Origin of the sequence: Streptomyces sp. V4I2, from assembly GCF_030817655.1 — a bacterium.
In the GTDB taxonomy this organism is placed as follows: domain Bacteria; phylum Actinomycetota; class Actinomycetes; order Streptomycetales; family Streptomycetaceae; genus Streptomyces; species Streptomyces plumbiresistens.
Genome location: NZ_JAUSZM010000003.1, coordinates 2,202,543 through 2,227,512 on the forward strand (window position 1 = coordinate 2,202,543; position 24,970 = coordinate 2,227,512).

The following is a 24,970-nucleotide window of genomic DNA, read 5'->3' on the forward strand; positions in this document are numbered from 1 at the left end:
CCTCTTGATGGCATGACTATACGTTTCGATGCACGTTTATGCAATCCATTCCGGGCATCGCCGTAACCTCCCCGACATGGGGAACACCTTCGGAGCCGAGGAATGGGACCACCGCTTCGCGGGCCTGCTGGCGCTCCAGGACCAGGGTGTCATGGGGCGGGGCGCGGCCGGGTTCGATCTCGGGGAGCTCGACTGGGAGGAGCTCGGGTACGAGCCGCCCCACGCGGCCGCATACCTGGCGCGCTTCCGGCAGATCGTCGAGGCCTTCGAGCCGCCCGCCTCCGCGCCGGGCGCCGACGTGCTCCCGCTGACGGGGGCCGTCGCCTGCTGCGTACCGCACCGGGTGCTGAGCGCGCTGCCGCACTGGGAGGGATGCGTGTTCTGCCACCGGTGACGGATGCGGCGGCCGGCGGGCGTGGACCGCCGCCCCCGGAAGGACCGCGGCCCACGCCCGGACCGGCTACCTCTGCTTGATCCTCAGGAACGTGATCGAGTTCGCCGGGAAGGTGTACGTGAACCTGTCGGCGACCCCGGAGAAGGTGGACGACAGCGGTGCCACCGCCGTCGCGGTCTCCGTGTTCACCGCGTCCGGCGCGGCGGCCAGCGTGGTGACCTTCGCACGGGAGGCGACCTTCGCGCCGCCCAGGTCGATCGCCGTGCGGGCGGCCGAGGACTGGGCGTTGACGACCTTGACGATCAGGTCACCGGTCTTCTTGTCCTTGGTGACAACCTGCCGGAACGGCTCGGCCGGCTTGTCGTCGGTGAAGCTGCCCCACTCCTGACCGTCGAGATAGAGGGTGACCTGGCGGCCCCGCACCTTGACGTCGATGTCGTAGGCGCGCCCCGTCTCGATGGACCCGGCCTTCGAGATCAGCGTCGACTTGCCGCCGTCCACGGCCTGTTCGACGGCGGACTGGGTGTTGTTCCAGCCACCCAGGTTCCACCAGTAGTAGTTGCCGGTGTCCTTGACTCCGAAGGCGACGAGGAAGCCCTCCTTGCCGGACTTCTTGGTGGCCTTCACATGCAGGTCGTAGTCGTGCCAGGACGGGTCGCCGGCCGAGACCATGGTGTTCTCGGCGGCCACGTCGCTCTGCACGTACTGCCCGTCCTGGACGCTCCAGCTGCCACCGCCGGTGTGGGTCCACTTCGAGGCGTCACCGCCGAAGTCGTCACTGAGCAGGGACGTGCCGTCCGCGCCGGTGACCAACACATCGTCGTACGCCGCCGTGGTCGCCCACGTCGACAGGCCGACGGCTCCGGTGATGGGGGCGAGCAGCGAGGGCGTGCCGGTGGCCGTGGAGGGCACCACCCGGTCGCCGACGTTGGTCATGAACAGCTTCTGGACCTCGTAGTTGGCGGAGTTCCAGGAGGCGTGGTTGTTGAACCACACCATGTCCGGGCTCCACTGCACGTAGTCCTCGTTGGCGAACAGCGGGGCGTAGGAGGCCAGTTTCACGATGTCGGCGTTGCGCTCCAGGCCGGTCATGAACGCGGCTTCGGCGAGGCCGTTCTTGAAGGCGTTGCCCTGTGAGGCGTACTCCCCGAGGAAGACCTTCGGGCCGTTCCTGTCATAGGAGTCGTAGCGGTTGTTGTTCTGCAGGAACCACTGCGGGCTGTTGTAGTAGTGCTCGTCGACCAGGTCGACCTTGGCCTCGCGGTTGAGCTGCCAGGCCGTGTCGAAGGTCTGACCGGTGTCGTCCGGGCCGGAGTTGGAGACGACGGTGATGTCGGGGTACTCGGCCTCGATCGCGGCGCGGAACCGCTTGAACCGGTCCATGAACTCGACGGGCAGGTTCTCCTCGTTGCCGACCCCGACGTGGGTGAGGTGGAAGGGCTTGGGGTGGCCCATCTGGGCGCGCTTCTTGCCCCAGGTCGAGGTCACCGGCCCGTTGGCGAACTCGATGAGGTCGAGGGCGTCCTGGATGTGCCGCTCGAGGAGCGCCTCGTCGTCGGTGGCCTTGTTCTGGCCGCAGCCGGTCACCAGGGCCGGGACGACGGGCAGGGGCATCGCACCGATGTCCTCGGCGAAGCGGAAGTACTCGTAGTAGCCGAGGCCGTAGGACTGGTTGTAGCCCCAGAAGTTGGAGTTGGTGGCGCGCTCCTCGACCGGGCCGATGGTGTCCTTCCACTGGTAGGAGCGCTTGCGCTGGTAGCCGGAGGCCTCGCTGTAGTCCTCCATGGAGCCGGTGTTGACCAGGCAGCCGCCGGGGAAGCGCAGGAAGCCCGGGTGGAGGGTCTCGACCTTCTCGGCGAGGTCCTTGCGCAGGCCGTTCGGCTGGTGCTTGTAGGTGTCGCGCGGGAAGAGGGACACCATGTCGAGGGCGGCCGCGGCGGAGGAGGCCACGGCGAGCCGGCCGTTGCTGCTGGTGCGGGTCGCGGTGAACGTGGCGGTGTACTTGGCCCAGCCGCTCTTCGTCACGGCCACCGTGCGGGCGGTGGCCAGCGTGCCGTCCGCGTCCTGGAGGGTGACGGTGAGGGTGCTGCCGCCGGTGGCGCGGGCCCACACCGAGAAGTCGTACTTCTTGCCCTCGTCCACGTGGATGCCGGTGTTGTAGCCGGCGTTCGTGACCGACGAACCGGCGCCCACGGAGAGGTAGTTGCGGTTGCGCTCGTTGAGCCGGCCGTCGTCGTTCACGACCTGCGCGGTGCCGTCCACCGTCCAGGAGGTGAGGGGTGTGTACGAGGTGTTGTCGGCGGTGGAGTACTCGAAGGACCGGTTCTGCACGAGCTCGGCGTACAGACCGCCGTCGGCGGCCCGGTTGATGTCCTCGAAGAACACGCCGTACATCGTGTCGTCGATCTTGGCGCCCTTGGCGGTCGGGTCGACGGTGATCGCGTAGTCGGTGACGTCCTCGGCGTGCGCGGGTGCCGGGACCAGACCGGCGGCCACCAGCAAGGCGGTGGCCGTGAGACCGAGTCTCCAGCGGGTGCGGGTGCGTGACATGGATACTCCGCGGCTCAGGGGTGTGGAGTTGTGCGTGCAGTGATGCACACGGGCAAGCGGTTCGAAATACCGGACAATGATCAGCACTTCGAACGGCAAGATAGGGAGGGGGCAGGGACGCGTCAATGGATCGCACAACAACGGATGTGACGGAGGTCAGCAGGGGATGGGTGAGTTCTGGCCAGTGCCGGACGTGCTGGCATACCTGTCCGGGAGCTGGCGCGTGGAGCGATCCGTGCGGGATCTGACGAGCGGCGCGGAGGGCCACTTCTCCGGTACGACGACTTTCAGCCCGCTGGACGACGGCGGACTGCTGCACCACGAGTCCGGCACCTTCACCTGGCAGGGCGTCCCCCGCCCCGCCGAGCGCACCCTGCGCTTCCTGCCGGCGCCGGGCCGCTCACACGGTTCGGCGGACGTGCGCTTCGCCGACGGGCGGCCCTTCCACGACCTGGACCTGACCTCGGGACACCACGTCGCCGACCATCCCTGCTCGGCCGACCTCTACCGCGGGGAGTTCACCGTCCGCGGCCAGGACCACTGGCGGACCGTGTGGCGCGTGGGCGGCCCCGCGAAGGACCTGGTCCTGACCACCGACTACGCCCGCGAGGGCTGAGCCGACACCCCGTCGAGGCGGAGGTTCCAGCGCCCCGCCCGGCCCGTGACGACGGTCGTCGACAGCGGGCGGACGTCGATGTTCCAGTACGACGAGGGCGGCGCCTTCAGCGCGTACACCAGGGCGGCGCGGATCACCGAGGGCTCGGCCACGGCCACGATCCGGCCACCGTCCTCGACGGGCCGGGTGTCCAGCCAGTTCCCGACCCGGGCGATGAACTCCCGCAGCGACTCACCACCGTGCGGCATGCCGTTCGGGTCGGCGAGCCAGGCGTCCACGGCCGCCGGCTCGCGGGCCATCGCCTCGCCGAGCGTCAGCCCGCGCCAACGCCCCATGGCACAGTCCCGCAGGGCCAGTTGCACCAGCGGCGCGTAACCGAGGGCATCCCCGGTGGCGCGGCTGCGCGGGGTCGGCGAGCAATACCGCAGCTCGGCCGCCGCGAGCGGGATCAGGTCCTGGGCGACGCGCAGCACCTCGTCCCAGCCGGCCTGGTCCAGCGGACGGTCGTCCTCGAAGCGTTCGGCGAGCAGCGGGGAGCTGCGCGCGGCGGCGACGAACGTGACCCGTAGTTGCATGCGGCGATGGTGAGACGCGGAAGTCCGCAGGTCAAGAGGTGTTACCGGGAATTATCAGAGCGGGCCCGCTACAGCATCAGCGCCATCCACTGGTCCGGCTTCTCCAGCGGCGCGAACCCGAGCCTCTCGTACACCCCGTGGGCGTCGTGCGTGGCGAGCAGGATCCGCCGCAGCCCGTACGGCCGCAGCCGCTCCCGTACGGCCCCGACGAGCGCCGTCCCGATCCCCTTGCCGCGCACCGACGGGTCGACGTACACATCGCACAGCCACGCGAAGGTCGCCCGGTCAGTGATAATGCGGGCATACGCCACCTGTTCGCCCGAAACTATCTCGTACACCCCGAAATTGAGCGAGCCGTCGATCGCCCGGTCCTGCTTCTCGCGGGGCCGCCCGATCGCCCAGTACGCGTCGGTGGACAGCCAGCGGTGCACCCGCTCGGCGTCGATGCGGTCGGGGTCGGTGGAGATCTCGTAGCCCTCGGCGAGGGGCGGGGTGTCGACATCGCTCATGCGGGGAGATTCGCAGCCGTCGGAGGGCGGCGTCGAGCGGTTTTCGAGGGGAGCACCTCGTCACAGGCCGTACGAAGCCGCCGTACCCCTTCCGTGATCTCCCCCGTGCCCGACACCGCCGCGAAGCTCAACCGCACGTGTCCGGCGGGCGGTTCGGCGCTGAAGTAGGGGCGGCCGGGGGTGATCGCGACGCCTGCGCGCAGGGCGGCCGCCACCAGGGCGACCTCGTCCGTCCCGTCGGGGAGGCGGAGCCACAGGTGGTAGCCGCCGGACGGGATGTGCGGGAGGGCGAGTTCGGGGAGGCCGAGCCGCAGCGCGGCCGTCATCGTGTCCCGGCGGACCTTCAACTCCGCCGAGAGCGTGCGCAGATGGCGCGGCCAGGCGGGCGAGCCGACCAGTTCGAGGGCCGCCTCCTGCAGGGGCCGGGGCACGAAGAAGGTGTCGACGACCTGGATGGCGCGCAGCCGCTCCAGCACCGGCCCGCGCGCGGCGAGCGCGCTCACCCGGAAGCTGGGCGAGGTCGCCTTGGTCAGCGAGCCGACGTGGACGACGACGCCGTCGGGGTCGTCGGCGGCCAGCGGACGCGGCAGCTCTGCCGCGTCCTCGTGCACGAGCCGTCGTACGAAGTCGTCCTCGACGACGAACGCGCCCGCCGCGCGCGCGATGCGCAGCACCTCGCCGCGCCGCTCGGGGGCGAGCACGGCACCGGTCGGGTTCTGGAACAGCGGCTGGCAGACGAACACCCGGGCGCCGGTGGCCCGGAACGCGTCGGCGAGCAGGGACGGCCGTACGCCGTCCGCGTCGACCGGGACCGGGACCGGGCGCAGACCGGCCGCGCGGGCGATCGCCAGCATGCCCGGGTAGGTGGGCGACTCGACGAGCACGGGCGCTCCGGGCGGAGCGAGGGCGCGCAGCGCGGTGGCCAGCGCCGACTGGCCGCCCGAGGTGACCAGCACCTCCGCGGCCGTGACTCCCCCACCGGGCCCGCCGATGCTCCGCGCGAACCACTCACGCAGCTCCGGCAGCCCCTCCACCGGCGGCCGTCCCCACGCTCCGGGGCGGCGGCCCGCGCGGGACAGCGCCGCGGCCATCGCCCGCTCCGGCTGCAAGGACGGATGCAGATAGCCACCGTTGAACTCGATCACCCCTGAGGCCGGGGCGGCCAGCGAGACCAGCACACCGGACGCGTCCACCGAGCGGGGTACGAGCTCGGCGGCGCTGTCCGCGCTGAGGGCGACCTCCTGCCAGGACGTGTCGCCCGCAGCGGCGGCCTCCGGGCGCGGCCGGGCCCGGAAGGCGCCGGCACCGGGGCGGGTGACCACGAGCCCCTCGGCGGCCAGTTGAGCGAGGGCCCGCGAGACGGTCACCGGGCTGACCCGGAAGCGTTCGACGAGGGCCCGGCTCGACGGGAGCTTTCCACCGGGTGAGTAGCGGTCCAGCTCCCGACGCAGCTGATTCACCAGATCACCCACACTGCTACGCTCTTGCATGAGAGCAGAGAGTAGCGCTACTGCGCCCACCCCGATAGCGGTCGCCACCCCGAACGGAACGAGCGGCACGGGCGGCACGAGCGGCACGATCACCGCCGGCACCCTCCAGGCCGCCCTCGGCGTCGTCGCCTTCTCCCTCACCTTCCCCGCCACCGCCTGGGGCCTGGAGGGCTTCGGCGCCTGGTCCCTGGTCGCCGTGCGCAGCGTCCTCGCGGCGCTGATCGCGGGCGGCTGTCTGCTCGCGCTCCGCGTACCGGTGCCCGCCCGGCGCCACTGGCCGGGCCTCGCGGTGGTCGCCGCCGGTGTCGTCGTCGGTTTCCCGCTGCTGAGCACCCTCGCCCTTCAGACCTCGACCACCGCGCACGCCGCCGTCGTGGTCGGCCTGCTCCCGCTGACCACCGCTCTCTTCGCGGCCCTGCGCATGGGCACGCGTCCCTCCCGCACCTTCTGGGCGGCGGCGCTCGCGGGCGCGGCCGCGGTGGCCGCCTTCACCGTGCAGCAGAGCGGCGGCGCCCTCAGCACCGCCGACGTCTACCTCTTCGGGGCCCTGCTGGTGTGCGCGGCCGGCTACACCGAGGGCGGCCGGCTGGCCCGGGGCATGCCGGGCTGGCAGGTCATCGGCTGGGCGCTGGTGCTGTGTCTGCCGCTCGCCGTGCCCGCCGCCGCGGTGGCGCTGTCGTACGAACCCGTCCACCTCACCGCGCACAGCGTGGCCGGGCTGCTGTGGGTCTCGGCGGGCTCGCAGTTCCTGGGGCTCGTCGTCTGGTACCGGGGCATGGCCGTCATCGGCATCCCCAAAGCCAGCCAGTTGCAGTTGGCCCAGCCGCTGCTCACACTGGTGTGGTCGGTGCTGCTGCTGGGTGAGCACCTGACGGTGGCCGCACCGTTGACGGCCGCGGCGGTGCTCGTGTGCATCGCCGTGACCCAGCGGGCGCGAGGCTGAACGGCGCGCACGCACAGGTCCCGACCGGGCCCCCGCGCCGTAAACTCAAGGCCACACGGACCGCTGCTTCCGCAGATGGTGAGGAGGCCCGAAAGATGCGTGCAACCGTGGGCGACCAGCTTGTCCAGCACGGCAGGGTGGTCGGACAACAGGACAAGATCGGCGAGATCGTCGAAGTGATGGGTCAGGAGGGCAACCCCCCGTACCGCGTCCGCTTCGAGGACGGGCACGAGGGAGTGTGTTCCCCGGGCCCCGACACCGAGATCCGGCACAAGGAAATGAACCGCTAAGGCCGTACTGCAGGCCCTAGTCCCCCGGGATCCTCGCCGGCCGCGCGTAGTGGTCGGCGACCACCCGCGCCATGGCGCCGACGGGGTCCGTCGTCACTTCCCCGGCGGCGAAGAACACATGTCCGCGCACCTCGGGGTGGTCCTGGGCGAGGAAGAGGTGCCGGGACAGTTCGGCGGGGTCCTGCCAGGCCTCGGACTGCGCCGGGTCGCCCGCCTTGTACAGCGCCTCACCGGCGTACAACTGCGTTCCGGTGCCCCTGGCCACCTCCGCCCACCAGGGCAGCAGCTTCGCGTAGTCGGCGGCGGCGAAGCCGATGTTCCAGTACAGCTGGGGGACGATGTAGTCGATCCAGTTCTTGCGGACCCACTGGCGGGTGTCCGCGTACAGGTCGTCGTACGCCTGCAGCGCCCGGGTCTGCGAGCCGCGCGGGTCGGTGGTGTCGTTGCGCCACACCCCGAAGGGGCTGATGCCGAAGCGCGCGGCGGGCCGCACCGTCTTGATCCGGGCCGAGGTCTCGCGCACCAGCAGGTCGATGTTGTCGCGCCGCCAGGCGGCCCGGCTGGGGAAGCCGCCGCCGTACCTGTCGTAGGCCTCGCCGTCGTCGAAGGTCTGGCCCGCCACGGGATACGGGTAGAAGTAGTCGTCGAAGTGCACGGCATCGACGGGATACTTGGCCACCGCGTCGAGCATCGCGTCCTGGACGAAGGCGCGGACCTCGGGCAGTCCCGGGTTGTAGTAGAGCTTCCCGCCGTACGTCACCACCCAGTTCGGATGCCGGCGGGCGGGGTGGGTCCTGACGAGCTTGTCCGGGTCCGCGTGGCCCGCGATCCGGTACGGGTTGAACCAGGCGTGCAGTTCCAGTCCGCGGGCGTGCGCCTCCTCGACGGCCGTGCCCAGCGGGTCCCAGCCCGGGTGCTTGCCCTGGGTTCCGGTGAGGTACTGCGACCAGGGCTCGTACGGCGAGGGCCACAAGGCGTCGGCGGTGGGCCGCACCTGGAAGATCACCGTGTTGAGACCGGTCTCGGCAGCCTTGTCGAGGTGGGCGACCAGTTCGGCCCGCTGGGCCGCCGCGCTCAGGCCCGGCCGCGAGGGCCAGTCCCGGTTCTGCACGGTCGCCAGCCACACGCCCCGCATCTCGGCGGCCTTCCGCGGCCGCACCGACCGCCTGCCCGGCGCGGCCTTCGCGCCGGCCGAGCCCGTCGTGAGCGTCGCCAGCGCGGCCAGCGCGAACGCCCGGCGTGACACTCGTCCCATCTGCACACCCCCGAACACCACGGATCCGCGCGGTCACGGACCGTCTCCGCGCCCCAGGATGCCCGACGGATGCCGCACCCCCGGCGATCGATCATCGATACTTGGCGGTAACGTGCACGAACGGAGCAGGCACCGGACCCACGGGTCCTGCTCACGTCCGTAGACCAGCGAAAGGGACGATGTGACCGACATCGAGCGCGTCGGAGTGGTCGGCTGCGGCCAGATGGGAGCGGGCATCGCCGAGGTGTGCGCCCGTGCCGGCCTGGACGTGAAGGTCGCCGAGACCACCGGCGAGGCCCTGGAGATCGGCCGGACCCGGCTGTTCAACTCCCTGGCGAAGGCCGCCGAGCGCGGCAAGATCTCCGAGGAGGAGCGGGACGCCACGCTGGCGCGCCTCAGCTTCACCACCGACCTCGGCGAGTTCGCGGACCGCGACCTGGTGATCGAGGCCGTCGTCGAGAACGAGCTGGTCAAGACCGAGATCTTCCAGGTGCTCGACCAGGTCGTGACCCGGCCCGACGCGATCCTGGCCTCCAACACCTCCTCCATCCCCCTGGTGAGGCTGGCGGTCGCCACCTCGCGGCCCGACCACGTCATCGGCATCCACTTCTTCAACCCGGCCCCGGTACAGAAGCTGGTCGAGCTGATCCCGGCGCTCACCACCTCCGAGGGCACGCTCGGCCGCGCCCAGGTCTTCGCCGAGAAGGTGCTCGGCAAGCACGCCATCCGCGCCCAGGACCGCTCCGGCTTCGTGGTCAACGCGCTGCTGATCCCGTATCTCCTCTCCGCGATCCGGATGTTCGAGTCGGGCATCGCCAGCCGCGAGGACATCGACAACGGCATGGAGCTCGGCTGTGCCCACCCGATGGGCCCGCTGAAGCTGGCAGACCTGATCGGTCTGGACACGGTCGCCTCCGTGGCGTTCTCGATGTACGAGGAGTACAAGGAGCCGCTGTACGCCGCTCCCCCGCTGCTGCAGCGCATGGTCGACGCGGGCCGGCTCGGCCGGAAGTCGGGCTCGGGCTTCTACACCTACGGCTGATTACGCACGGTGGCTCAAAAGGCCCGGCCCTCTGCGGAGCGCCGGGCCCACCGCATTCACACGGCGTGTGCGCACCGGGCCCGCATATGCCCCTCGCACACTCTCCCCACGTGTCCACCAGGCGAGTTGACTCTTCATGCGCATGCAAGGGATGAGACGACTACAGAAAGGAACGGACTCGTGACCACCGACCCCGAGCATCCTGTGGTCCACGGCGAACTCGCAGAGTTACGGCGCCGCCTCGACGTCGCCTACGCGAGGGTCGAGGGCGGACTGGCTCTGCTCAGTCATCGCACGGAGGAGACGGACAAGGAAGTCGACGACCTGAGCAGCCGGATCGTCGCCCTGGAGCACGCCCGCTGGCCGTTGCCCGCGGTAGCGGTACTCACCGCCGTGGGCGCGCTCGTCGTGACGGTCTGGCAGGCCCTGGGGCGCTAGGGCGGCTCCAGGACGCGGGGGGATCAGGGCATGGCGTCCTGCCCGAGCCGGAGATGATGCAGCAGCAGTAACGCGGCCGCCATGTTCGCGGCCGGGACCTCGCCGCGGGCGACCATGTCGGGGACGAGTTTGAGGGGGACCCACTCCCGGCGGTCCGACTCGAAGTCGTCCACGGGGTGTCCGAGGTACTCGCCCTCGTCGGCCCAGTAGATGTGGTGCCGGGCGTCGGTGAGCCCGTTGGACGGCTCCACGCTCATCAGGTGGCGCAGGGGTCCCGGCCGCCAGCCGGTCTCTTCCTCGAGTTCCCTGGCGGCCGCGACGGCGATGTCCTCGCCGTCCTCGACCACACCCGCCGCGAGTTCCCACCCCCAACTGTCGGTGATGAAGCGGTGGCGCCACAGGAGGAGGACCTCATTGGCCTGGTTCACCACCGTGGCCACGGCAACGGGCCGCAGCCGTATCAGAAAGTGATCGAGGTGCCGACCGTCCGGCAGCTCGACATCCGCGAGATTGACGCTGAACCAGCGGTTCGCATACACAGTTTGTTCGTTCTGTTTCGTCCACTGCACGGTTCTGCCACCTTCCGTCGAGTAAGTGGCAATATCGCAGCAGGAACGATGAGTGTCGGTGGTCGTGCGCCCGTCTACAGCGGCACGCGCAGTGCACCGTCGATGAGTGCGGCGGCCTCGGCCGTGCCCGCGCAGCCGCTGCGCACGAGGTGTTCGCGCACCGCTCTGAGTCTGTCGCGCAGGCGCTGGGACTCCATTCCCCGGGCCTGTTCGGCCATCTGGACCGCGATGGCCACCGCCTTGTCGGCGTTGCCCTGACGCAGTTCGATCGTGCTGAGCATGGCGAGCCGGTGCACCCGGCCCCGGTCGTGGGCGGGGTTGTCGACGGCGGCCATGGCGTGCTCCCGTGCCGCCGCCACCTCGCCGAGGCTCAACAGCGCCTCCGCCACCTGGACGTTGACGAGTCCCGGCTGGACATAGCCCGTCTCGTCCGGCTCGTATCCGCGCCGGATGCGTTCGGCGGCCTGCTCGGCCCGCCGGATGCAGGACAGCGCGCTCGTGCCGTCGCCGAGGTGGGCGTACGCCTTCGCCTGCATCGCGTACAGGTCGGAGGCGAGCGCCGGGGTGATGTGCCGTCCGGCGGCGCGCAGCGCGGCCTCCGCGAAGGCGACGGCCTGCCGGTACTCCCGCATGAACAGCGCCTGGTTGACGAGGAGCGCGATCACGTAGGCGCCGAGCCCCCGGTCCCCGCTGGCCTTCGCGAGCCGGAGCGCCTGGTGGAAGTAGCGCTGGGCGAGACCGTGCGCGTCCGAGTCGTACGCGCAGATCCCGGCGACCGCCACCAACCCGCCGGTGGCCCGGTGCAGTTGACGGCCCGTCTCGTCGGTGTAGCTGCCGCGCAGCAGCGGGGCGGCCTCGGCGTTCAGGAAGCCCACGATCCGGGTGCGGGTCGCGACACCGCCGGCCTTGCGGTACATCTGCTCGTAGTGCGTACGGGCCGCGCGCAGCATCTCGATGTCGGCCGAGGTGACCCGGTGCCGGCCGCCCCGCGAGACGTCGACGTCCTCGGGCGGGTTCTCCCACTCCCACACGGGCATCACGGCGGGCGTGCCGGTGACGGCGGGAGCGCCCAGGATGTGCGGGCGCTGCTGCTCGTCGGAGCGCCACAGGGCGGTGGCCCGCTCCACGAACCCGGACAGCGACGTGCCGTGCGGGGCGGACGGCTCGCCGGGCACCCCGAGCCCGATGTCGTCGAGGGTGACGGGGCGGTGCAGTCGACGGGCGAGCACCTCGCAGATCAGGTCGGGAACCTGCCCGCGGGGCCGCTGCCCCTTCAACCACCGCGCCACGGCGGTGTGTTCGTATCTGAGCGCGAGGCCGCGCGCCCGGCCCGCCTGGTTCACATGGGCGGCGAGTCCCGCGTGCGAGATGCCCGCCTCGTCCAGGATCGCGTCGAGCAGAGTGTTGGGCTGCATGGGATGCCCCCGGGTGGCTCGGTGCCGTCAGAGTAGTGGGTCGGCCTTCACACGGGGTGTGAACGGAGTACTCGAATCCGCACCGTGTGCACACTGTCGCGGAGAGTTTCCAGCCGGTTGACTGAAATGCCTCGCAAGAGGCCGGCCGGGCCGCCGGCTCCCCCTCGTACAGTGCGGCGGTCCGGCGTCCGGGCGGCTAACCGTGTGTCGTCGGCTGTGGATTTGTGGTGGCGGGTCGTGCGTTTCCCAAGGCATGGCGTACTTGGCGGTCGTTGTGAAGTACCAGTAAGGCGACGTCATCCGCCGGTGTGCCCCCGGCATGGCGCAGGAGCGCGCTGAAGACCGAGCCCAGGACGACCTGAGGGGCGGCGCCGGGGCTGCCGTGGACCGCCCGGGACAGTGCTTCGGACAGGGAAAAGAACCGGCCACACGCATCCCTCGCATCCTCGGCGCCGTCCGTGTGCAGGACCAGGGTCTCTCCCGGCAGCAGGTGGCCGCAGTGCAGCGCGGGCAGTTCGGCCGGCAGCGGGAACGGGCCGAGGGGCGGAAGGGGATCCGCACGGGCGAGCGGTTCGACCCGGATACCGCTCAGCAGATACGGCCACGGGTGACCGCAGTTCAGCGCCCGGACCTCGCCGTCCCGGCCGATCTCCAGCAGCAGTACGGTCACGAACTCCTCGGCGACCGGGTTGTCGGACGCCGGTCCGGCCGACGGGTGCTCGGCGCGAGCGCGCTCGCGCAGGTGCCGGGCCAGGGCGCGTTCCAGCCGGCGCAGCACACCGTCGAGTCCGGCCTCGTCGTGGACGGCCTCGCGGAAGCTGCCGAGGACGGCGGCGGCGGTGCCGATCGCCCCGAGCCCGTGTCCGCGGACGTCACCCATCACCACCCGTACGCCGTGTTCGGTGGCGACCACCTCGTACAGATCGCCGCCGATGATCGCCCCACGGTCCGCGGACAGCTGGGCGGCGGCGATGTTCAGCCCTTCGACGCGCGGCGGCAGCGGCCGCAACAGCACACGCTGGGCGGCGCCCGCGACCTGCCGGGCCTGCCGGAGCTCGCGCATCAAGGTGTGCCGGACATGGAGGATCAGCCCGGTGCCGACGGCGAAGAAGACCGCGCTGGTGACGACGCGCGCGCCCAAGCCGTTCTGCTGGGCGAGCGGACACACCAGCTTGTACGTGATCGCGACGGCGCCCCAGGCCGTGGGCAACCCGAGCGAGATCGCCCGCCGCGGCGACCGACGGGCACTGGTCCGGAGCCACCCGGGAAGGCAGCGGTGACCGGGCCCCCGTGAGTCCGTCCGGGTCCGCCCTGCCCTGCGGAGCGCCCCAGCCTTGATGCGGATCATGCCGATGGCCCCCCAATTAGGCCTGCCAGCGCAATCGGACCGACCCCGAAAGGCCGGTCCGATTCTGTCGACCATATGACCCAGTAGGGCCACATCACTGGGAGAACTCACCCGATTGAGTGAGATGGGGGGTGTGGGGGGGGCTACGCCCCCCACTAGGGGCGCGGGGAACTGCGCGACGCAGCTAACTCCGCAGAACCGCCCCCGTACGCTCACCCGCCAGCGCAACCGCCGCATCCCGGGCCGCCGACGCCTCATCCACGGTCAGCGTCCGGTCGACCGCCCGGAACCGCAACGCATAGGCCAGCGACTTCTTGCCCTCACCGAGCTGCTCGGCGTTCTCGTACACGTCGAACAACCGGATCGCCTCCAGCAGTTCGCCCGCACCCTCACGCAGCGAGGCCTCCACATCGGCGTGCGGTACGAACTTGTCGACCACCAGCGCGACATCCTGCGTGGCGACGGGGAACGTCGAGATGCTCGGCGCCTGCGGAATCGCGTCGCCCACCTGCTCCACCGCATCCAGGTCCAGCTCCATCGCACAGGTGCGTGCGGGCAGGCCCAGCGCCTTCAGCACCCGCGGGTGCAGCTCACCCGCGTGACCGACAACCCGCTCGGCACCGTCCGCGACGACCGCCAGCTCGGCGCACCGCCCCGGGTGCCACGGCCCGTACTGCCCGCTGCGGACGACCAGTTCGGCACCGGCCTCACGCGCCACCGTGCGCGCCGCCTCGATCGCGTCGGCCCAGTCGGCCGGCCGGCCCTTGCCCCACCAGCCGGCCTGCTCGCGGGAGCCCGCCAGGACGGCGGCGACGTGCCGCGGCTGTTCGGGCAGCGCGGCGTTCAGCTCCGCGATCTCCTCGTCGGTCGGACGCCGGTCGACGGGCGGCGAGACGGCGACCCGCTGCTCCTCGCGCGGGAGGAAGACCAGACCGGTCTCGAACAACGCCGCGTCGTGCGAGCCCCGGCCGTCGTTGCGCCGCAAGGCACCGAGCAGGCCCGGCAGCAGCGACGTACGAAGGGCCGGCTCCTCGTCGTTGAGCGGGTTGACCAGCGTGACGACCCGGCGGGCCGGGTCGTCGGCCGCGAGGCCGAGCTGGTCGAAGACCTGCTCGCTGACGAACGGGTAGTTCGGCGCCTCGACGTACCCGGCACCGGCCAGCACCCGGCCGACGCGGCGGTGCAGCCGCTGCCGGTGGGTCAGACCGCGGCCGGACGGCGGCTTGGGCAGCGTGGAGGGCAGGTTCTCGTAGCCCTCCAGCCGGATGACCTCTTCGGCCAGGTCGTTGACCTCGGCGAGGTCGGGCCGCCAGGACGGCCCGGTGACGATCAGCTCGTCCTGCCCGTACACGTCGCAGCCGACCTCCTGGAGGCGGCGTACGACGGTCTCGCGGCCGTACTCGACACCCGCGACCTTGTCCGGGTGGTCGGCCGCGACGGCGATGGTGTGCGGCGCGGACGGCGAGATGACCTCGGTGACGCCGGCCTCGGCGGTGCCGCCCGCGAGCAGCACCAGAAGGTCGACGGTGCGCTGGGCGGCGGCGGAGGCCGCCTGCGGGTCGACGCCGCGCTCGAAGCGCTTGGACGCCTCGGAGGACAGCTTGTGGCGGCGGGCCGTACGGGCGATGGAGACCGCGTTGAAGTGCGCGGCCTCGATCACGATGTCGGTCGTGCCCTCGGCCTCGGTGTGATCGGCGATCTCCGTGTTGGCGCCGCCCATGACACCGGCGAGGCCGATCGGGCCGCGCTCGTCGGTGATCACCAGGTCCTCGGCGTGCAGGGTGCGGGTGACGCCGTCGAGGGTGACGATCTTCTCGCCCTCCTCGGCCCGGCGGACGCCGATGGTGCCCTGGACGAGGGAGCGGTCGTAGGCGTGCAGTGGCTGGCCGAGCTCCATCATCACGTAGTTCGTGACGTCGACGGCGAGCGAGATCGGGCGCATGCCGACCTTCTGCAGCCGGCGCTGGAGCCAGATCGGGGAGCGCGCCTCGGGGCTCAGGCCGGTGACGGTGCGGGCCGTGAAGCGGTCGCAGCCGACGGGGTCGAGGACCTGTACCGGGTAGCCGAAGGCGTTCGGCCCGGGGACGTCGAGCAGTGCCGGGTCGCTCAGCGGCAGGCCGTAGGCGATGGCGGTCTCGCGGGCGACGCCGCGGATGGACAGACAGTCGCCGCGGTTGGCGGTGACGGCGATGTCCAGGACCTCGTCGACCAGTTCGAGCAGCTCGATGGCGTCCTTGCCGACCTCGGTCTCCGGCGGCAGCACGATGATGCCGTGGCTGCCGTCGTCGCCCATGCCCAGCTCGTCGCCGGAGCAGATCATGCCGTGGGACGTCTTGCCGTACGTCTTGCGGGCGGCGATCGAGAAGCCGCCGGGCAGCGTGGCGCCGGGGAGCACCACGACGACCTTGTCGCCGACCGCGAAGTTGCGGGCGCCGCAGACGATCTCCTGTGGCTCGCCGGTGCCGTTGGCCTGGCCGACGTCGACCGTGCAGAAGCGGATCGGCTTCTTGAAGCCCTCCAGCTCCTCGATGGTCAGCACCTGGCCGACGACGAGGGGGCCCTTGAGGTCGGCGCCAAGGTGCTCGACGGTCTCGACCTCGAGACCGGCCGAAATGAGCTTGGCCTGGACGTCACGCCCGGTCTGAGTGGCCGGCAGGTCGACGTACTCCCGCAGCCAGGAAAGCGGGACCCGCATCAGATCTCCATCCCGAACGGCCGGGTGAACCGGACGTCACCCTCGACCATGTCTCGCATGTCCTCGACGTTGTGGCGGAACATCAGCATCCGCTCGATACCGAACCCGAAGGCGAAGCCGCTGTACTTCTCCGGGTCGACGCCGCAGGCGGTCAGCACCTTGGGGTTGACCATGCCGCAGCCGCCGAGCTCGATCCAGCCCTCGCTGGAGCAGGTGCGGCAGGGCCGGTCCGGGTTGCCGACGGACTCGCCGCGGCAGACGTAACACACCATGTCCATCTCGGCGGACGGCTCGGTGAACGGGAAGAAGTTGGGCCGCAGCCGGGTCTTCATGCCCTCGCCGAACAGCGACTGGACCATGTGGTCCAGGGTGCCCTTGAGGTCGGCCATGGTCAGGCCCTCGTCGATGGCGAGGAGCTCGACCTGGTGGAAGACGGGCGTGTGCGTGGCGTCCAGCTCGTCGGTGCGGTACACGCGGCCGGGGCAGATCACGTAGACCGGCAGCTCGCGCTCCAGCAGGGAGCGGATCTGCACGGGCGAGGTGTGGGTGCGCAGCACGACGCCGGACTCGGTGCCGCCGCCCTGGCCCTGCACGAAGAACGTGTCGGCCTCGCCGCGGGCCGGGTGGTCCGGGCCGATGTTGAGCGCGTCGAAGTTGAACCACTCGGCCTCGACCTGCGGGCCCTCGGCGACCTCGTAGCCCATGGCCACGAAGACGTCCTCGATGCGCTCGGAGAGCGTGGTGAGCGGGTGGCGGGCGCCGGCCGGTACGCGGTCGTACGGCAGCGTGACGTCCACCGCCTCCTCGACCAGCACCCGCTGGTCACGCTCGGCCTCCAGCTCCACCTGGCGGGCGGTGAGGGCCTTGTTCACCGCGCCACGGGCCTGGCCCACGCGCTTGCCGGCCTCGGCCTTGGCGTGCGGGGGCAGGGCGCCGATCTCGCGGTTGGCGAGGGCCAGCGGCGAGGTGCCGCCGGTGTGGGCGACCTTGGCCTCCTGGAGCGCGTCGAGGGAATCGGCGGCGGTGAAGGCGGCAAGCGCCTCGTCCCGCATGCGCTCGATCTCTTCCGGTTTCAACGCCTCGACCTCGACAGGGTCGTACGACTTGTTCGGTGCCGACATCTCTTCCCGTGCTTCCGATTGGCTGGCTGGAGGTCCCCGTCACCGATCCATGGACGAATCGTCGCCGGCTTCGGGACACAAAGGTGCCAAAGGCCGAGTCTAACGGGGTGGGGATGGACGAATGCGCCCGCGGGCTGCTCAGGTCAGGTAGGCCGGAGCGCTCACGGGCAACGTAAATCGGAACTCGGCGCCGCCGCCGGGGGCGCGGCCGACCGTGATGGTGCCGCCGTGGGCCTCGACGATGCCCTTGACGATGTAGAGCCCGAGGCCGGTGCCGCCGCGCTTGCTGCCCCGCCAGAAGCGGGTGAAGACGCGGTTCATGGACTCCTCCGGGATGCCGGACCCCTCGTCGCTCACCGTGACCGACGTAGCAGCGTTTTCATGGCCTTCCCCCTCACGGGGAGACGCCGTAGCCGTGATGTCAATCGTGACGGTTCCCTCGCCGTGCCGCACCGCATTTTCCAGCAGGTTGCTGAGCACCTGGTCGATCTTGTCGGGGTCGGCCCACAGGGCGGGCAGCGGCTGTTCGAGGCGCAGCAGGAACCGGTCGGCGGCCAGGCCCGCGGCGACGTACGCCTGGATGTGCCGCCCGACGGCGGCACCGATGTCGACGGGCTGGCGCCTGAGTTCCAGTCGCCCGGAGTCGATCCGGGAGATGTCGAGCAGCTCGGCGATGAGCCGGGTGACCCGGTCGGCGTCGGCGTCGACGGTCTCCAGCATCAGCCGCTTCTGGTCGTCGGTGAAGCGTTCCCACTTGGCGAGCAGGGTGGCCGTGAACCCCTTGACCGAGGTGAGCGGCGAGCGCAGTTCGTGCGCGACGGTGGCGATCAGTTCGGCGTGGCTGCGCTCGGTGCGGCGGCGGGCCTCGGTGTCGCGGAGGGAGACGACGACCCGGCGGACGGGTCCGGTGGGACGGGTGCGCACGTACTTCGCGGAGACCAGCACCTCACGCCCCCCGGGAAGCAGCAGATTGCACTCGGGCTGCCCCACCCTGATGGCGAGCCCGCCGTACGGATCGGTCAGCTGCCACCAGCGCCTGCCCTCCAGGTCCTCTAACGGCAAAGCCTTCTCCAGCCGCCGGCCGAGGGCGTCCTCGGCGGGCAGGTCGGTGATCCTGGCCGCGGCGGCGTTGAAACAGATCACGTGCCCGTGCTCGTCCGCGACGACCAGTCCGTCGGGCAACTGGTCGGGATCGATGCCGAGCTCGGCGAGATCACCGGGCCGGGACGCGGGCGGGCGCCGTACGTCCCGTGCTTCCGGTGCGCTGCTCGTGCCGACGCTCATCCCCGTACCCCACCTCTCAGGCGTCTGAGGGGCTCCCGAGCTGGTCACCCTACTAGCTCTCGGTGACGGAGCGGCACCCTCCGGAGGCGCGCTGTGCACGGGCTGACGCATAGAGACATACGGCGGCGGCGGTGGCCAGGTTCAGGCTCTCGGCCTTCCCGTGGATCGGAACGCGCACCACGGCGTCCGCGAGTGCGCGGGTCTCCTCGGGGAGTCCCCAGGCCTCGTTCCCGAACACCCAGGCGGTCGGCCCGCCCATGGTTCCCTTGTCGAGCTCGTCGTCGAGGTCGTCCGTCCCGGCGCCGTCGGCGGCGAGGATGCGCACCCCGGCGTCCTTCAGACCGGCCACGGCCCGCTCGACGGGCACACCGACGGCGACGGGGAGGTGGAAGAGGGAGCCCACGGAGGCCCGCACGGCCTTGGGGTTGTACAGGTCGACGGAGGCGTCGGTCAGGACGACGGCCTCGGCACCGGCGGCGTCGGCGCACCGCAGGACGGTGCCGGCGTTCCCGGGGTCGCGCACGTGCGCGAGCACGGCGACCAGCTTGGGCCGGGCGTCGAGGATGTCCTCGAAGGGCGTGTCGAGGAACCGGCAGATCCCGACGAGGCCCTGCGGGGTGACGGTCGTGGAGATGTCGGCGATGACCTGCTCGTCGGCGAGGTGCACCCGCGCCCCCGCGGCACGGGCCTCACCGATGATGTCGGCGTACCGCTCCGCCGCGTCCGGCGTGGCGAAGAGCTCGACCAGCGTGTCCGCGTGCGCCGCCGCCTCCCGCACAGCCTGCGGCCCCTCCGCGAGAAACAGCCGCTCCTTCCCCCGGAAGTTCCGCTTGGCAAGCCGCCGGGCGGCGAGGACGCGGGGGGACCGCGGGGAGATGAGCTCGGGGGTGACGGGCACGGGACTCACCTTCAGCAACTACTTTCCGCCGCAACGGCGATCGACCACGACGGCGGAATTCGGCGGTGCCGAACCCACCGGTACACCAGGGAACGCAACGGACCCGCAGGCCTCAAAGCCTACGGGTCCGAAAGTCACGTCGGCCAAAGCCAGCGCTGGCGTCACGCAGCCTTCGGCGCGTTGACGTCGCTCGGCAGCGCCTTCTGGGCCACCTCGACGAGCGCCGCGAAGGCACCGGCGTCGTTGACGGCCAGCTCGGCCAGGATCTTGCGGTCGACCTCGACGTTCGCCGCCTTCAGGCCCTGGATGAAGCGGTTGTACGTGATGCCGTTGGCGCGGGCAGCGGCGTTGATGCGCTGGATCCACAGCTGGCGGAAGTCACCCTTGCGCTTCTTGCGGTCGTTGTAGTTGTAGACCAGCGAGTGGGTGACCTGCTCCTTGGCCTTGCGGTACAGGCGCGAACGCTGACCGCGGTAGCCGGAGGCCGCCTCGAGGATCGCCCGGCGCTTCTTGTGGGCGTTGACTGCCCGCTTGACGCGTGCCACTTGTTAACTCCTTGTAGCGGGGCCGTGGTGGTCTTCACACGGCCCGAAATCGATTGGGTCCCGGTCCAGACGTACGGCGCTGGGTGATCGGAGGATCAACCGCGCCGCCGCGTCACTTGCCGAGAAGCTTCTTGATCTTCTTGGCGTCGCCCGGGGCCATCTCGGCGTTGCCGGTGAGGCGACGCGTAACGCGGGACGACTTGTGCTCGAGCAGGTGGCGCTTGCCGGCACGCTCTCGGAGCACCTTGCCGGAGCCGGTGATCTTGAAGCGCTTGCTGGCACCGCTGTGCGACTTGTTCTTCGGCATAGCGCCGTTCTCTCCTCGTCGGTGGCGCTCCGGTGCCCGGTCACGAAAACCGGGCACTGTGGAGCGTCGCTCTTGTATCGGTTACGTCCTCGGGGACTCGCGTCCCCCGGGATCACGCCTCGGCGGGAGCCTCGGCCTGAGCCTCGACTTCTTCCTCGGCACCCTCGGCATCCTCGGACTCCGCGGCGTTCTGCGACTTGCCGGGGTTGGCCTTCGCTTCTGCCTTGCGGGCTTCCTGGGCCTGGCGGGCCTCGGCCATCGCCTCGGTCTTCTTCTTGTGCGGACCGAGGACCATGATCATGTTTCGGCCGTCCTGCTTCGGGTTCGACTCCACGAACCCGAGGTCGGCCACGTCCTCCGCGAGACGCTGCAGCAGTCGGTAGCCGAGTTCCGGCCGGGACTGCTCGCGACCACGGAACATGATCGTGATCTTGACCTTGTCGCCCTGCTTGAGGAACCGAACGACGTGACCCTTCTTGGTGTCATAGTCGTGCGGGTCGATCTTCGGCCGGAGCTTCATCTCCTTGATGACCGTGTGCGCCTGGTTCTTGCGCGCCTCACGGGCCTTCATGGCCGACTCGTACTTGAACTTCCCGTAGTCCATGAGCTTGCACACAGGCGGACGGGCGGTCGCCGCCACCTCGACCAGGTCCAGGTCGTACTCCTGCGCAAGCTCCAGTGCCTTGGCCAGGGGGACAATGCCCACTTGCTCGCCACTGGGACCGACAAGTCGCACCTCTGGAACGCGAATCCGGTCGTTGATGCGGGGCTCGGCGCTGATGGATCCTCCTCGGTTAGCACCACACGGCCATCTGGCGGACGGCCGCGTTTGTCTCTGTTAGACAGACCTAACCGCGCCGAAGCACAAAAAATGCCCCGGACGATCACAAGGCGGGGCTCCAAGCACTACCGGAGCACCGCCGCGGTGATGCCGCGGGGCGCACATTCGGGCGACTCCATCGTCCGTACGGAACGATGGTGGCCGCCTGACCGGGGTGACCCGCCGTCCCGGGGGACGGTCAGGTGGGAGATCGGAGCCTCCACTTGTGGGCCAGTCACACTTACACACGTGTATCCGGCCGGTCGTCACACAAGGTTAGCAGCAACCCGGGGGTGGTGCGAACCGCCGTGCACCGGGGCCTATCGTGTGGGGCATGAGTGACACCCCTGCCGAGTCCGCCGAGTCCGCCGCGGGCCCCGACTTCGACGACATGACCCGCGACATCGCCGAGGTCCCCGCCGTCGAGGTGATCGTGACGGTCGCCGTCAACCTGATGAGCGCCGCCGCCGTGAAGCTCGGGCTGACGGAGGAGGGCGACAAGTACAAGGACCTGGACGAGGCCCGCAAGCTGGTGCACGCCCTCGCCGGCCTGCTGGACGCGAGCGCGACCGAGATCAGCTCCTTCCACGCGTCCCCGCTGCGCGACGGCCTGAAGTCGCTGCAGCTGGCGTTCCGCGAGGCGTCGCTCGTCCGGGACGAGCCGGGCCAGGGCCCCGGTGAGAAGTACACCGGCCCGATCTACGGCTGATTCAGGGACGTACGTACAAGGGCTCGCCCGGCGGCGTCGCCCCGGCCGGCAGCAGCGCCAGGTCGAGGCCGCGCACCAGGCGGGCCCTCAGCGTTTCGTCGGCGGCCAGCCGCTGCGCGAGGGCCCGGGCGGCCTCGGCGGGCGGTGTGGACGCGTCCAGAACGAGGGCGAGGGTGCCGTCGGCCTGTCCCGGCCCGAGGTGGGCGCGCAGTACGGCGGGCTCGGCGGCCACGGCGTCCCGTACGGCCTCGACGACGGCCGGGTCGGCGAGCGGATCCGTGGTCGTACGGCCCTCCGCCAGCGCCAGCAGCGCGGCCCCCGTCAGCTCGAACGGCACCGGGCCGGCCAGGTCCAGCAGGACCGTGTCCGCCTTCTCGTGCGCGGCGGCCTGGAGCGCCTGGTGCAGCGGTACGGCGACGGGGCGGGCCGCCGGGTCCCAGCGGGCCAGCGACTCGGTGGAGGTGAAGGCGGGCAGGGCGGTGCGGGTGCCGGCCTTCAGGGTGGGTACGGCCATGTCGCTGGTCTTCTCGCGGCGCAGCCCGTTCTCGTCCTCCTCGACCTCACCGAGGACGGCCACCACCGGGACGAGGAGCCGGGCGCCCTTGAGGGCCTCCAGGACGGGTCCCGCGGCGGTGCGGTCCTCGGCCCAGGCGGCGAGCGCCGCACTCAGCCGGGGGTCGGCCGAGCCGTCGTCGTCGGAGAAGCCGGGGTCGGGAATGTTCTTGTTCGCCACGGTCACCGACCCTATAGGGGGGATCCTGCTGGGCTTGTGCGGGCCCGGAAACCTGCCCGTGACGACTTTCACGGGTTTCTCAGATATCCCTGACACACATCTAACGTTCGTCTAACGGCCCGCACAGTCGGGGCCGCGAGCATCGCGGGCATGGAGTCTTCCAGAGCCGACCTCAGCCGCCCCTCCCGGCAGTTCCGGCGTCGGACCCTGATGTACACCGCGCTCGCCTCCGTCGCCGTCGTCGGCGGTACGGCGGCCGGGACCGTGTACGTGAAGGCGCAGGCGCACTCCGGTACGAGCGCCGTATCGTCGGTGACTCCGTCGGCCTCGTCATCGGTCTCGTCATCTTCCTCGTCCTCGTCGTCGGGCCTGGCCGCGGCGTCGGCTGCGGCGAACGGGGAGACATCCGTGGAACCTGTGGCGAAACCGACCGTCGACCACGACGACGTGCTGGCCGACGCCATGAAGTCGGTGAGCGTGGAGGACAGCGCAGTCGTGTCCGCGGCCGTGCTCGACCCGGACTCCGGCGAGAGCGCCTCGTACGGCGACGGCGCCTTCGACACGGCGAGCATCGTCAAGGTCGACATCCTGGCGACGCTGCTGCTCCAGGCACAGGACTCGGACCGGCATCTCACCGCGCAGGAGAAGTCGTACGCCACCTCGATGATCGAGAACAGCGACAACGCCTCCGCGTCGGCCCTGTGGCGGATCATCGGGAAGGCGAACGGGCTCGACGCCGCGAACGAGCGGCTCGGGCTCACGGACACCGAGGGCGGCGACGACATGCTGTGGGGACTGACCCAGACCACCGCCGCCGACCAACTCACCCTGCTCCAGCAGGTGTTCGGGGACGATTCGGAGCTGAGCGAGGCCTCGCGGACGTACCTCCAGGGGCTGATGGGGCAGATAGCCGTCGACCAGCACTGGGGGGTGTCGGCCGCGGCGGACGGTTCCGGGTGGGCCCTGAAGAACGGCTGGCTGCCGCGCAGCACGACCGGGCTGTGGGACATCAACAGCATCGGGCGGGTGACGGTGGCCGGCCACGACTATCTGGTCGCGGTGCTGTCGAAGGGCAACTCGACGCGGGCGAAGGGGATTTCGCTGGCGGAGGCGGCGGCGAGGGCGGCGGTGTCGGTGTTCGCGGGGGATGGCGCGTCGGCTTCAGCTTCGGCTTCGGCTTCGGCTTCGGCTTCGGCGACTGTCTCCCCCTAGTCGCAGCCGTGCGTGGACCTAGAAGTCCTCGTACCGCTCGCGGCGGCCGCGCCACACGACCACCGCCGCGATGAGGAGTACTCCGCCGAGGCCGCCCGCGAGGGGTGCCGCCCAGTCGGCGGTGTCGTTGTCGGACTCGGCGGCGTCGGGGCCGGAGCCGAAGTACCTGTCCCCGTAGGCGGCGGCCTGGAGGCCCTCCGACTTGAGGCGGTCGGCCTCGGACAGGGCGGCCGCGGGGTCGATGAAGCCGAAGCCGCGGGAGTCGTCGCGGCCGTCGGTCGGGGCGTTGCGGGCCGTGTCCTCCAGGAGCTTCTTGACCTGGGCGGGGGTCAGGTCCGGGTGGGCGGCCCTGATGAGCGCGACCGCGCCGGAGACGAAGGCGGAGGCGGCGCTCGTCCCCCAGCCCTCGTAGTACTTGTGGTCGGGGTCGGCGATGACGACGTCGACGCCGGGGGCGCTGACCGTGGCGTACCAGCGGCGGGTGGAGAAGGATGCGCGGGTGCCGAAGCGGTCGACGGCGGTCGCGGCGATCACGCCCGGGTAGGCGGCCGGGTAGGAGATGTGGTCGCCCTTCTCGCCGCCGTTGCCGGCCGAGGCGACGACGGCGGAGCCCTTCTTCAGGGCGTACTGGACGGCCTCGTCCTCGGCGGGTTCGGGGTGGGCGGAGGCGGAGTCGTCGCCGAGGGAGAGGTTGATGACGTCGGCGCCGTGGTCGGCGGCCCAGCGGATGCCTTCGGCGAGGGCGTTGCCACGGGTGTTGCGGGCCTTGGTGCGGGCCGGGTCGCCGTCCTCGAGGATCACGCGGACGGGGAGGATCTTGGCCTCGGGGGCGATGCCCAGGACGCCGTCGCCGTTGCCCGCGCCGTGTCCGTGGCCGGCGATGATGCCGGCCATCGCGGTGCCGTGGCGGGCCCAGGCGCGGTCGCCGTCCTTCGCGCCGAAGCCGATCATGTCCTTGCCGGTGAGGACGTTGCCGTCGAGGTCGGGGTGGTCGGCCTCGACGCCGGTGTCCAGGACGGCGACGGTGACGCCCGCGCCCTTGGTGGTGCGCCAGGCCTCCTGGGTGTGCATGGCGTCCAGGGCCCATTGCTTGGCGCGTATGCCGTCGGCGTGCGCGGCGGTGGGCGGGACGAGGGCGACCGAGGCGGCGAGCAGGACGCTGAGGAGGCCGACCCTGCGGGTCCTGACGCTCATGCGACTCATAGGGCTCGT

At 70.9% G+C, this 24,970-nt stretch carries 24 protein-coding genes and 1 pseudogene; 8 read left to right on the plus strand and 17 right to left on the minus strand.

Going from position 1 to position 24,970, the window contains the following annotated elements; genetic code table 11:
• Window positions 1-76: 76 nt before the first annotated feature.
• The gene (locus QFZ76_RS11060) at window positions 77-394 is read left to right on the plus strand and encodes a hypothetical protein (protein WP_307673557.1); all 318 of its coding nucleotides are present in this window, start codon (window positions 77-79) and stop codon (window positions 392-394) included.
• Window positions 395-460: 66 nt separating this feature from the next.
• On the opposite strand, the gene QFZ76_RS11065 is transcribed toward QFZ76_RS11060, so the two are convergent.
• Entirely contained in the window at window positions 461-2,944 is a 2,484-nt protein-coding gene (locus QFZ76_RS11065; RefSeq protein WP_307673558.1) for an alpha-L-arabinofuranosidase C-terminal domain-containing protein, read from the minus strand.
• A gap of 166 nt (window positions 2,945-3,110) precedes the next feature.
• Here QFZ76_RS11065 and QFZ76_RS11070 point away from each other — a divergent pair, with 166 nt between their 5' ends.
• Window positions 3,111-3,560: a DUF6314 family protein gene (locus tag QFZ76_RS11070; RefSeq protein ID WP_307673559.1), complete on the plus strand. Its 450-nt coding sequence runs from the start codon at window positions 3,111-3,113 to the stop codon at window positions 3,558-3,560.
• On the opposite strand, the gene QFZ76_RS11075 is transcribed toward QFZ76_RS11070, so the two are convergent.
• From QFZ76_RS11075 to QFZ76_RS11085, 3 genes are all read right to left on the minus strand, one after another.
• Window positions 3,542-4,135, minus strand: a complete 594-nt coding sequence (locus tag QFZ76_RS11075) for a histidine phosphatase family protein (RefSeq protein WP_307673560.1) — start codon at window positions 4,133-4,135, stop codon at window positions 3,542-3,544. The two genes, QFZ76_RS11070 and QFZ76_RS11075, sit on opposite strands and share 19 nt — an antisense overlap.
• A 68-nt stretch (window positions 4,136-4,203) precedes the next feature.
• Window positions 4,204-4,644, minus strand: a complete 441-nt coding sequence (locus tag QFZ76_RS11080) for a GNAT family N-acetyltransferase (RefSeq protein WP_307673561.1) — start codon at window positions 4,642-4,644, stop codon at window positions 4,204-4,206.
• Window positions 4,641-6,134, minus strand: coding sequence for a PLP-dependent aminotransferase family protein (locus QFZ76_RS11085; protein ID WP_307673562.1), 1,494 nt, complete (start codon window positions 6,132-6,134; stop codon window positions 4,641-4,643). The genes QFZ76_RS11080 and QFZ76_RS11085 overlap by 4 nt, the downstream gene beginning before the upstream one ends.
• On the opposite strand from QFZ76_RS11085, the gene QFZ76_RS11090 reads away from it, so the two are divergent.
• Window positions 6,133-7,077 (plus strand): DMT family transporter, encoded by a 945-nt coding sequence (locus QFZ76_RS11090; RefSeq protein WP_307673563.1) that lies wholly within the window; start codon window positions 6,133-6,135, stop codon window positions 7,075-7,077. The genes QFZ76_RS11085 and QFZ76_RS11090 overlap by 2 nt on opposite strands.
• Window positions 7,078-7,172: 95 nt before the next feature.
• Window positions 7,173-7,367 carry a DUF1918 domain-containing protein gene (locus QFZ76_RS11095; protein WP_266442723.1) on the plus strand — a complete coding sequence of 65 codons (195 nt, stop codon included), beginning with the start codon at window positions 7,173-7,175 and terminating at the stop codon, window positions 7,365-7,367.
• A gap of 16 nt (window positions 7,368-7,383) precedes the next feature.
• Here QFZ76_RS11095 and QFZ76_RS11100 read toward each other — a convergent pair whose 3' ends face one another.
• Window positions 7,384-8,622 carry a glycoside hydrolase family 10 protein gene (locus QFZ76_RS11100; RefSeq protein WP_307673564.1) on the minus strand — a complete coding sequence of 413 codons (1,239 nt, stop codon included), beginning with the start codon at window positions 8,620-8,622 and terminating at the stop codon, window positions 7,384-7,386.
• Between the two features lie 181 nt (window positions 8,623-8,803).
• Between QFZ76_RS11100 and QFZ76_RS11105 the strand changes: the two genes are divergently transcribed.
• Together QFZ76_RS11105 and QFZ76_RS11110 are read left to right on the plus strand one after the other, a co-directional pair.
• Window positions 8,804-9,664: a 3-hydroxybutyryl-CoA dehydrogenase gene (locus QFZ76_RS11105; protein ID WP_307673565.1), complete on the plus strand. Its 861-nt coding sequence runs from the start codon at window positions 8,804-8,806 to the stop codon at window positions 9,662-9,664.
• Between the two features lie 180 nt (window positions 9,665-9,844).
• Window positions 9,845-10,102, plus strand: a complete 258-nt coding sequence (locus tag QFZ76_RS11110; RefSeq protein WP_266442717.1) for a hypothetical protein — start codon at window positions 9,845-9,847, stop codon at window positions 10,100-10,102.
• 23 nt (window positions 10,103-10,125) lie between these two features.
• Here the strand turns inward: QFZ76_RS11110 and QFZ76_RS11115 are convergent, their stop codons facing one another.
• From QFZ76_RS11115 to infC, 10 genes and pseudogenes are all read right to left on the minus strand, one after another.
• Window positions 10,126-10,671 carry an NUDIX hydrolase gene (locus QFZ76_RS11115; protein ID WP_266442714.1) on the minus strand — a complete coding sequence of 182 codons (546 nt, stop codon included), beginning with the start codon at window positions 10,669-10,671 and terminating at the stop codon, window positions 10,126-10,128.
• A 74-nt stretch (window positions 10,672-10,745) separates the two neighbouring features.
• Window positions 10,746-12,086 carry a transcriptional regulator gene (locus QFZ76_RS11120; protein WP_266442711.1) on the minus strand — a complete coding sequence of 447 codons (1,341 nt, stop codon included), beginning with the start codon at window positions 12,084-12,086 and terminating at the stop codon, window positions 10,746-10,748.
• Between the two features lie 196 nt (window positions 12,087-12,282).
• Entirely contained in the window at window positions 12,283-13,434 is a 1,152-nt protein-coding gene (locus tag QFZ76_RS11125) for a PP2C family protein-serine/threonine phosphatase (RefSeq protein ID WP_373464283.1), read from the minus strand.
• A 184-nt stretch (window positions 13,435-13,618) separates the two neighbouring features.
• Window positions 13,619-16,129 (minus strand): phenylalanine--tRNA ligase subunit beta, encoded by a 2,511-nt coding sequence (pheT, locus tag QFZ76_RS11130; RefSeq protein WP_307673567.1) that lies wholly within the window; start codon window positions 16,127-16,129, stop codon window positions 13,619-13,621.
• Window positions 16,129-17,250 carry a phenylalanine--tRNA ligase subunit alpha gene (gene pheS / locus QFZ76_RS11135; protein ID WP_307673568.1) on the minus strand — a complete coding sequence of 374 codons (1,122 nt, stop codon included), beginning with the start codon at window positions 17,248-17,250 and terminating at the stop codon, window positions 16,129-16,131. The genes pheT and pheS overlap by 1 nt, the downstream gene beginning before the upstream one ends.
• 138 nt (window positions 17,251-17,388) lie before the next feature.
• The gene (locus tag QFZ76_RS11140; RefSeq protein ID WP_307673569.1) at window positions 17,389-18,534 is read right to left on the minus strand and encodes an ATP-binding protein; all 1,146 of its coding nucleotides are present in this window, start codon (window positions 18,532-18,534) and stop codon (window positions 17,389-17,391) included.
• Between the two features lie 52 nt (window positions 18,535-18,586).
• The gene (locus QFZ76_RS11145) at window positions 18,587-19,432 is read right to left on the minus strand and encodes an RNA methyltransferase (RefSeq protein WP_307673570.1); all 846 of its coding nucleotides are present in this window, start codon (window positions 19,430-19,432) and stop codon (window positions 18,587-18,589) included.
• Between the two features lie 161 nt (window positions 19,433-19,593).
• A complete protein-coding gene (gene rplT / locus QFZ76_RS11150; RefSeq protein WP_007495403.1) occupies window positions 19,594-19,977 on the minus strand; it encodes a 50S ribosomal protein L20 in 384 nt (127 codons plus the stop codon).
• Between the two features lie 112 nt (window positions 19,978-20,089).
• On the minus strand, window positions 20,090-20,284 hold the full coding sequence (gene rpmI / locus QFZ76_RS11155) for a 50S ribosomal protein L35 (protein WP_019065473.1): 195 nt from the start codon (window positions 20,282-20,284) through the stop codon (window positions 20,090-20,092).
• A 112-nt stretch (window positions 20,285-20,396) separates the two neighbouring features.
• Window positions 20,397-21,090, minus strand: a pseudogene (gene infC / locus QFZ76_RS11160) (translation initiation factor IF-3).
• 348 nt (window positions 21,091-21,438) lie between these two features.
• Between infC and QFZ76_RS11165 the strand changes: the two are divergent.
• Window positions 21,439-21,813 carry a DUF1844 domain-containing protein gene (locus QFZ76_RS11165; RefSeq protein WP_266442690.1) on the plus strand — a complete coding sequence of 125 codons (375 nt, stop codon included), beginning with the start codon at window positions 21,439-21,441 and terminating at the stop codon, window positions 21,811-21,813.
• A 1-nt stretch (window position 21,814) separates the two neighbouring features.
• On the opposite strand, the gene QFZ76_RS11170 is transcribed toward QFZ76_RS11165, so the two are convergent.
• Complete coding sequence (locus QFZ76_RS11170) at window positions 21,815-22,546, minus strand: SseB family protein (protein ID WP_307673571.1); 732 nt, start codon at window positions 22,544-22,546, stop codon at window positions 21,815-21,817.
• Between the two features lie 150 nt (window positions 22,547-22,696).
• On the opposite strand from QFZ76_RS11170, the gene QFZ76_RS11175 reads away from it, so the two are divergent.
• Window positions 22,697-23,758, plus strand: coding sequence for a serine hydrolase (locus QFZ76_RS11175; protein WP_307673572.1), 1,062 nt, complete (start codon window positions 22,697-22,699; stop codon window positions 23,756-23,758).
• Window positions 23,759-23,776: 18 nt separating this feature from the next.
• Here QFZ76_RS11175 and mycP read toward each other — a convergent pair whose 3' ends face one another.
• A complete protein-coding gene (gene mycP / locus QFZ76_RS11180; RefSeq protein ID WP_307673573.1) occupies window positions 23,777-24,952 on the minus strand; it encodes a type VII secretion-associated serine protease mycosin in 1,176 nt (391 codons plus the stop codon).
• Window positions 24,953-24,970: the final 18 nt, after the last annotated feature.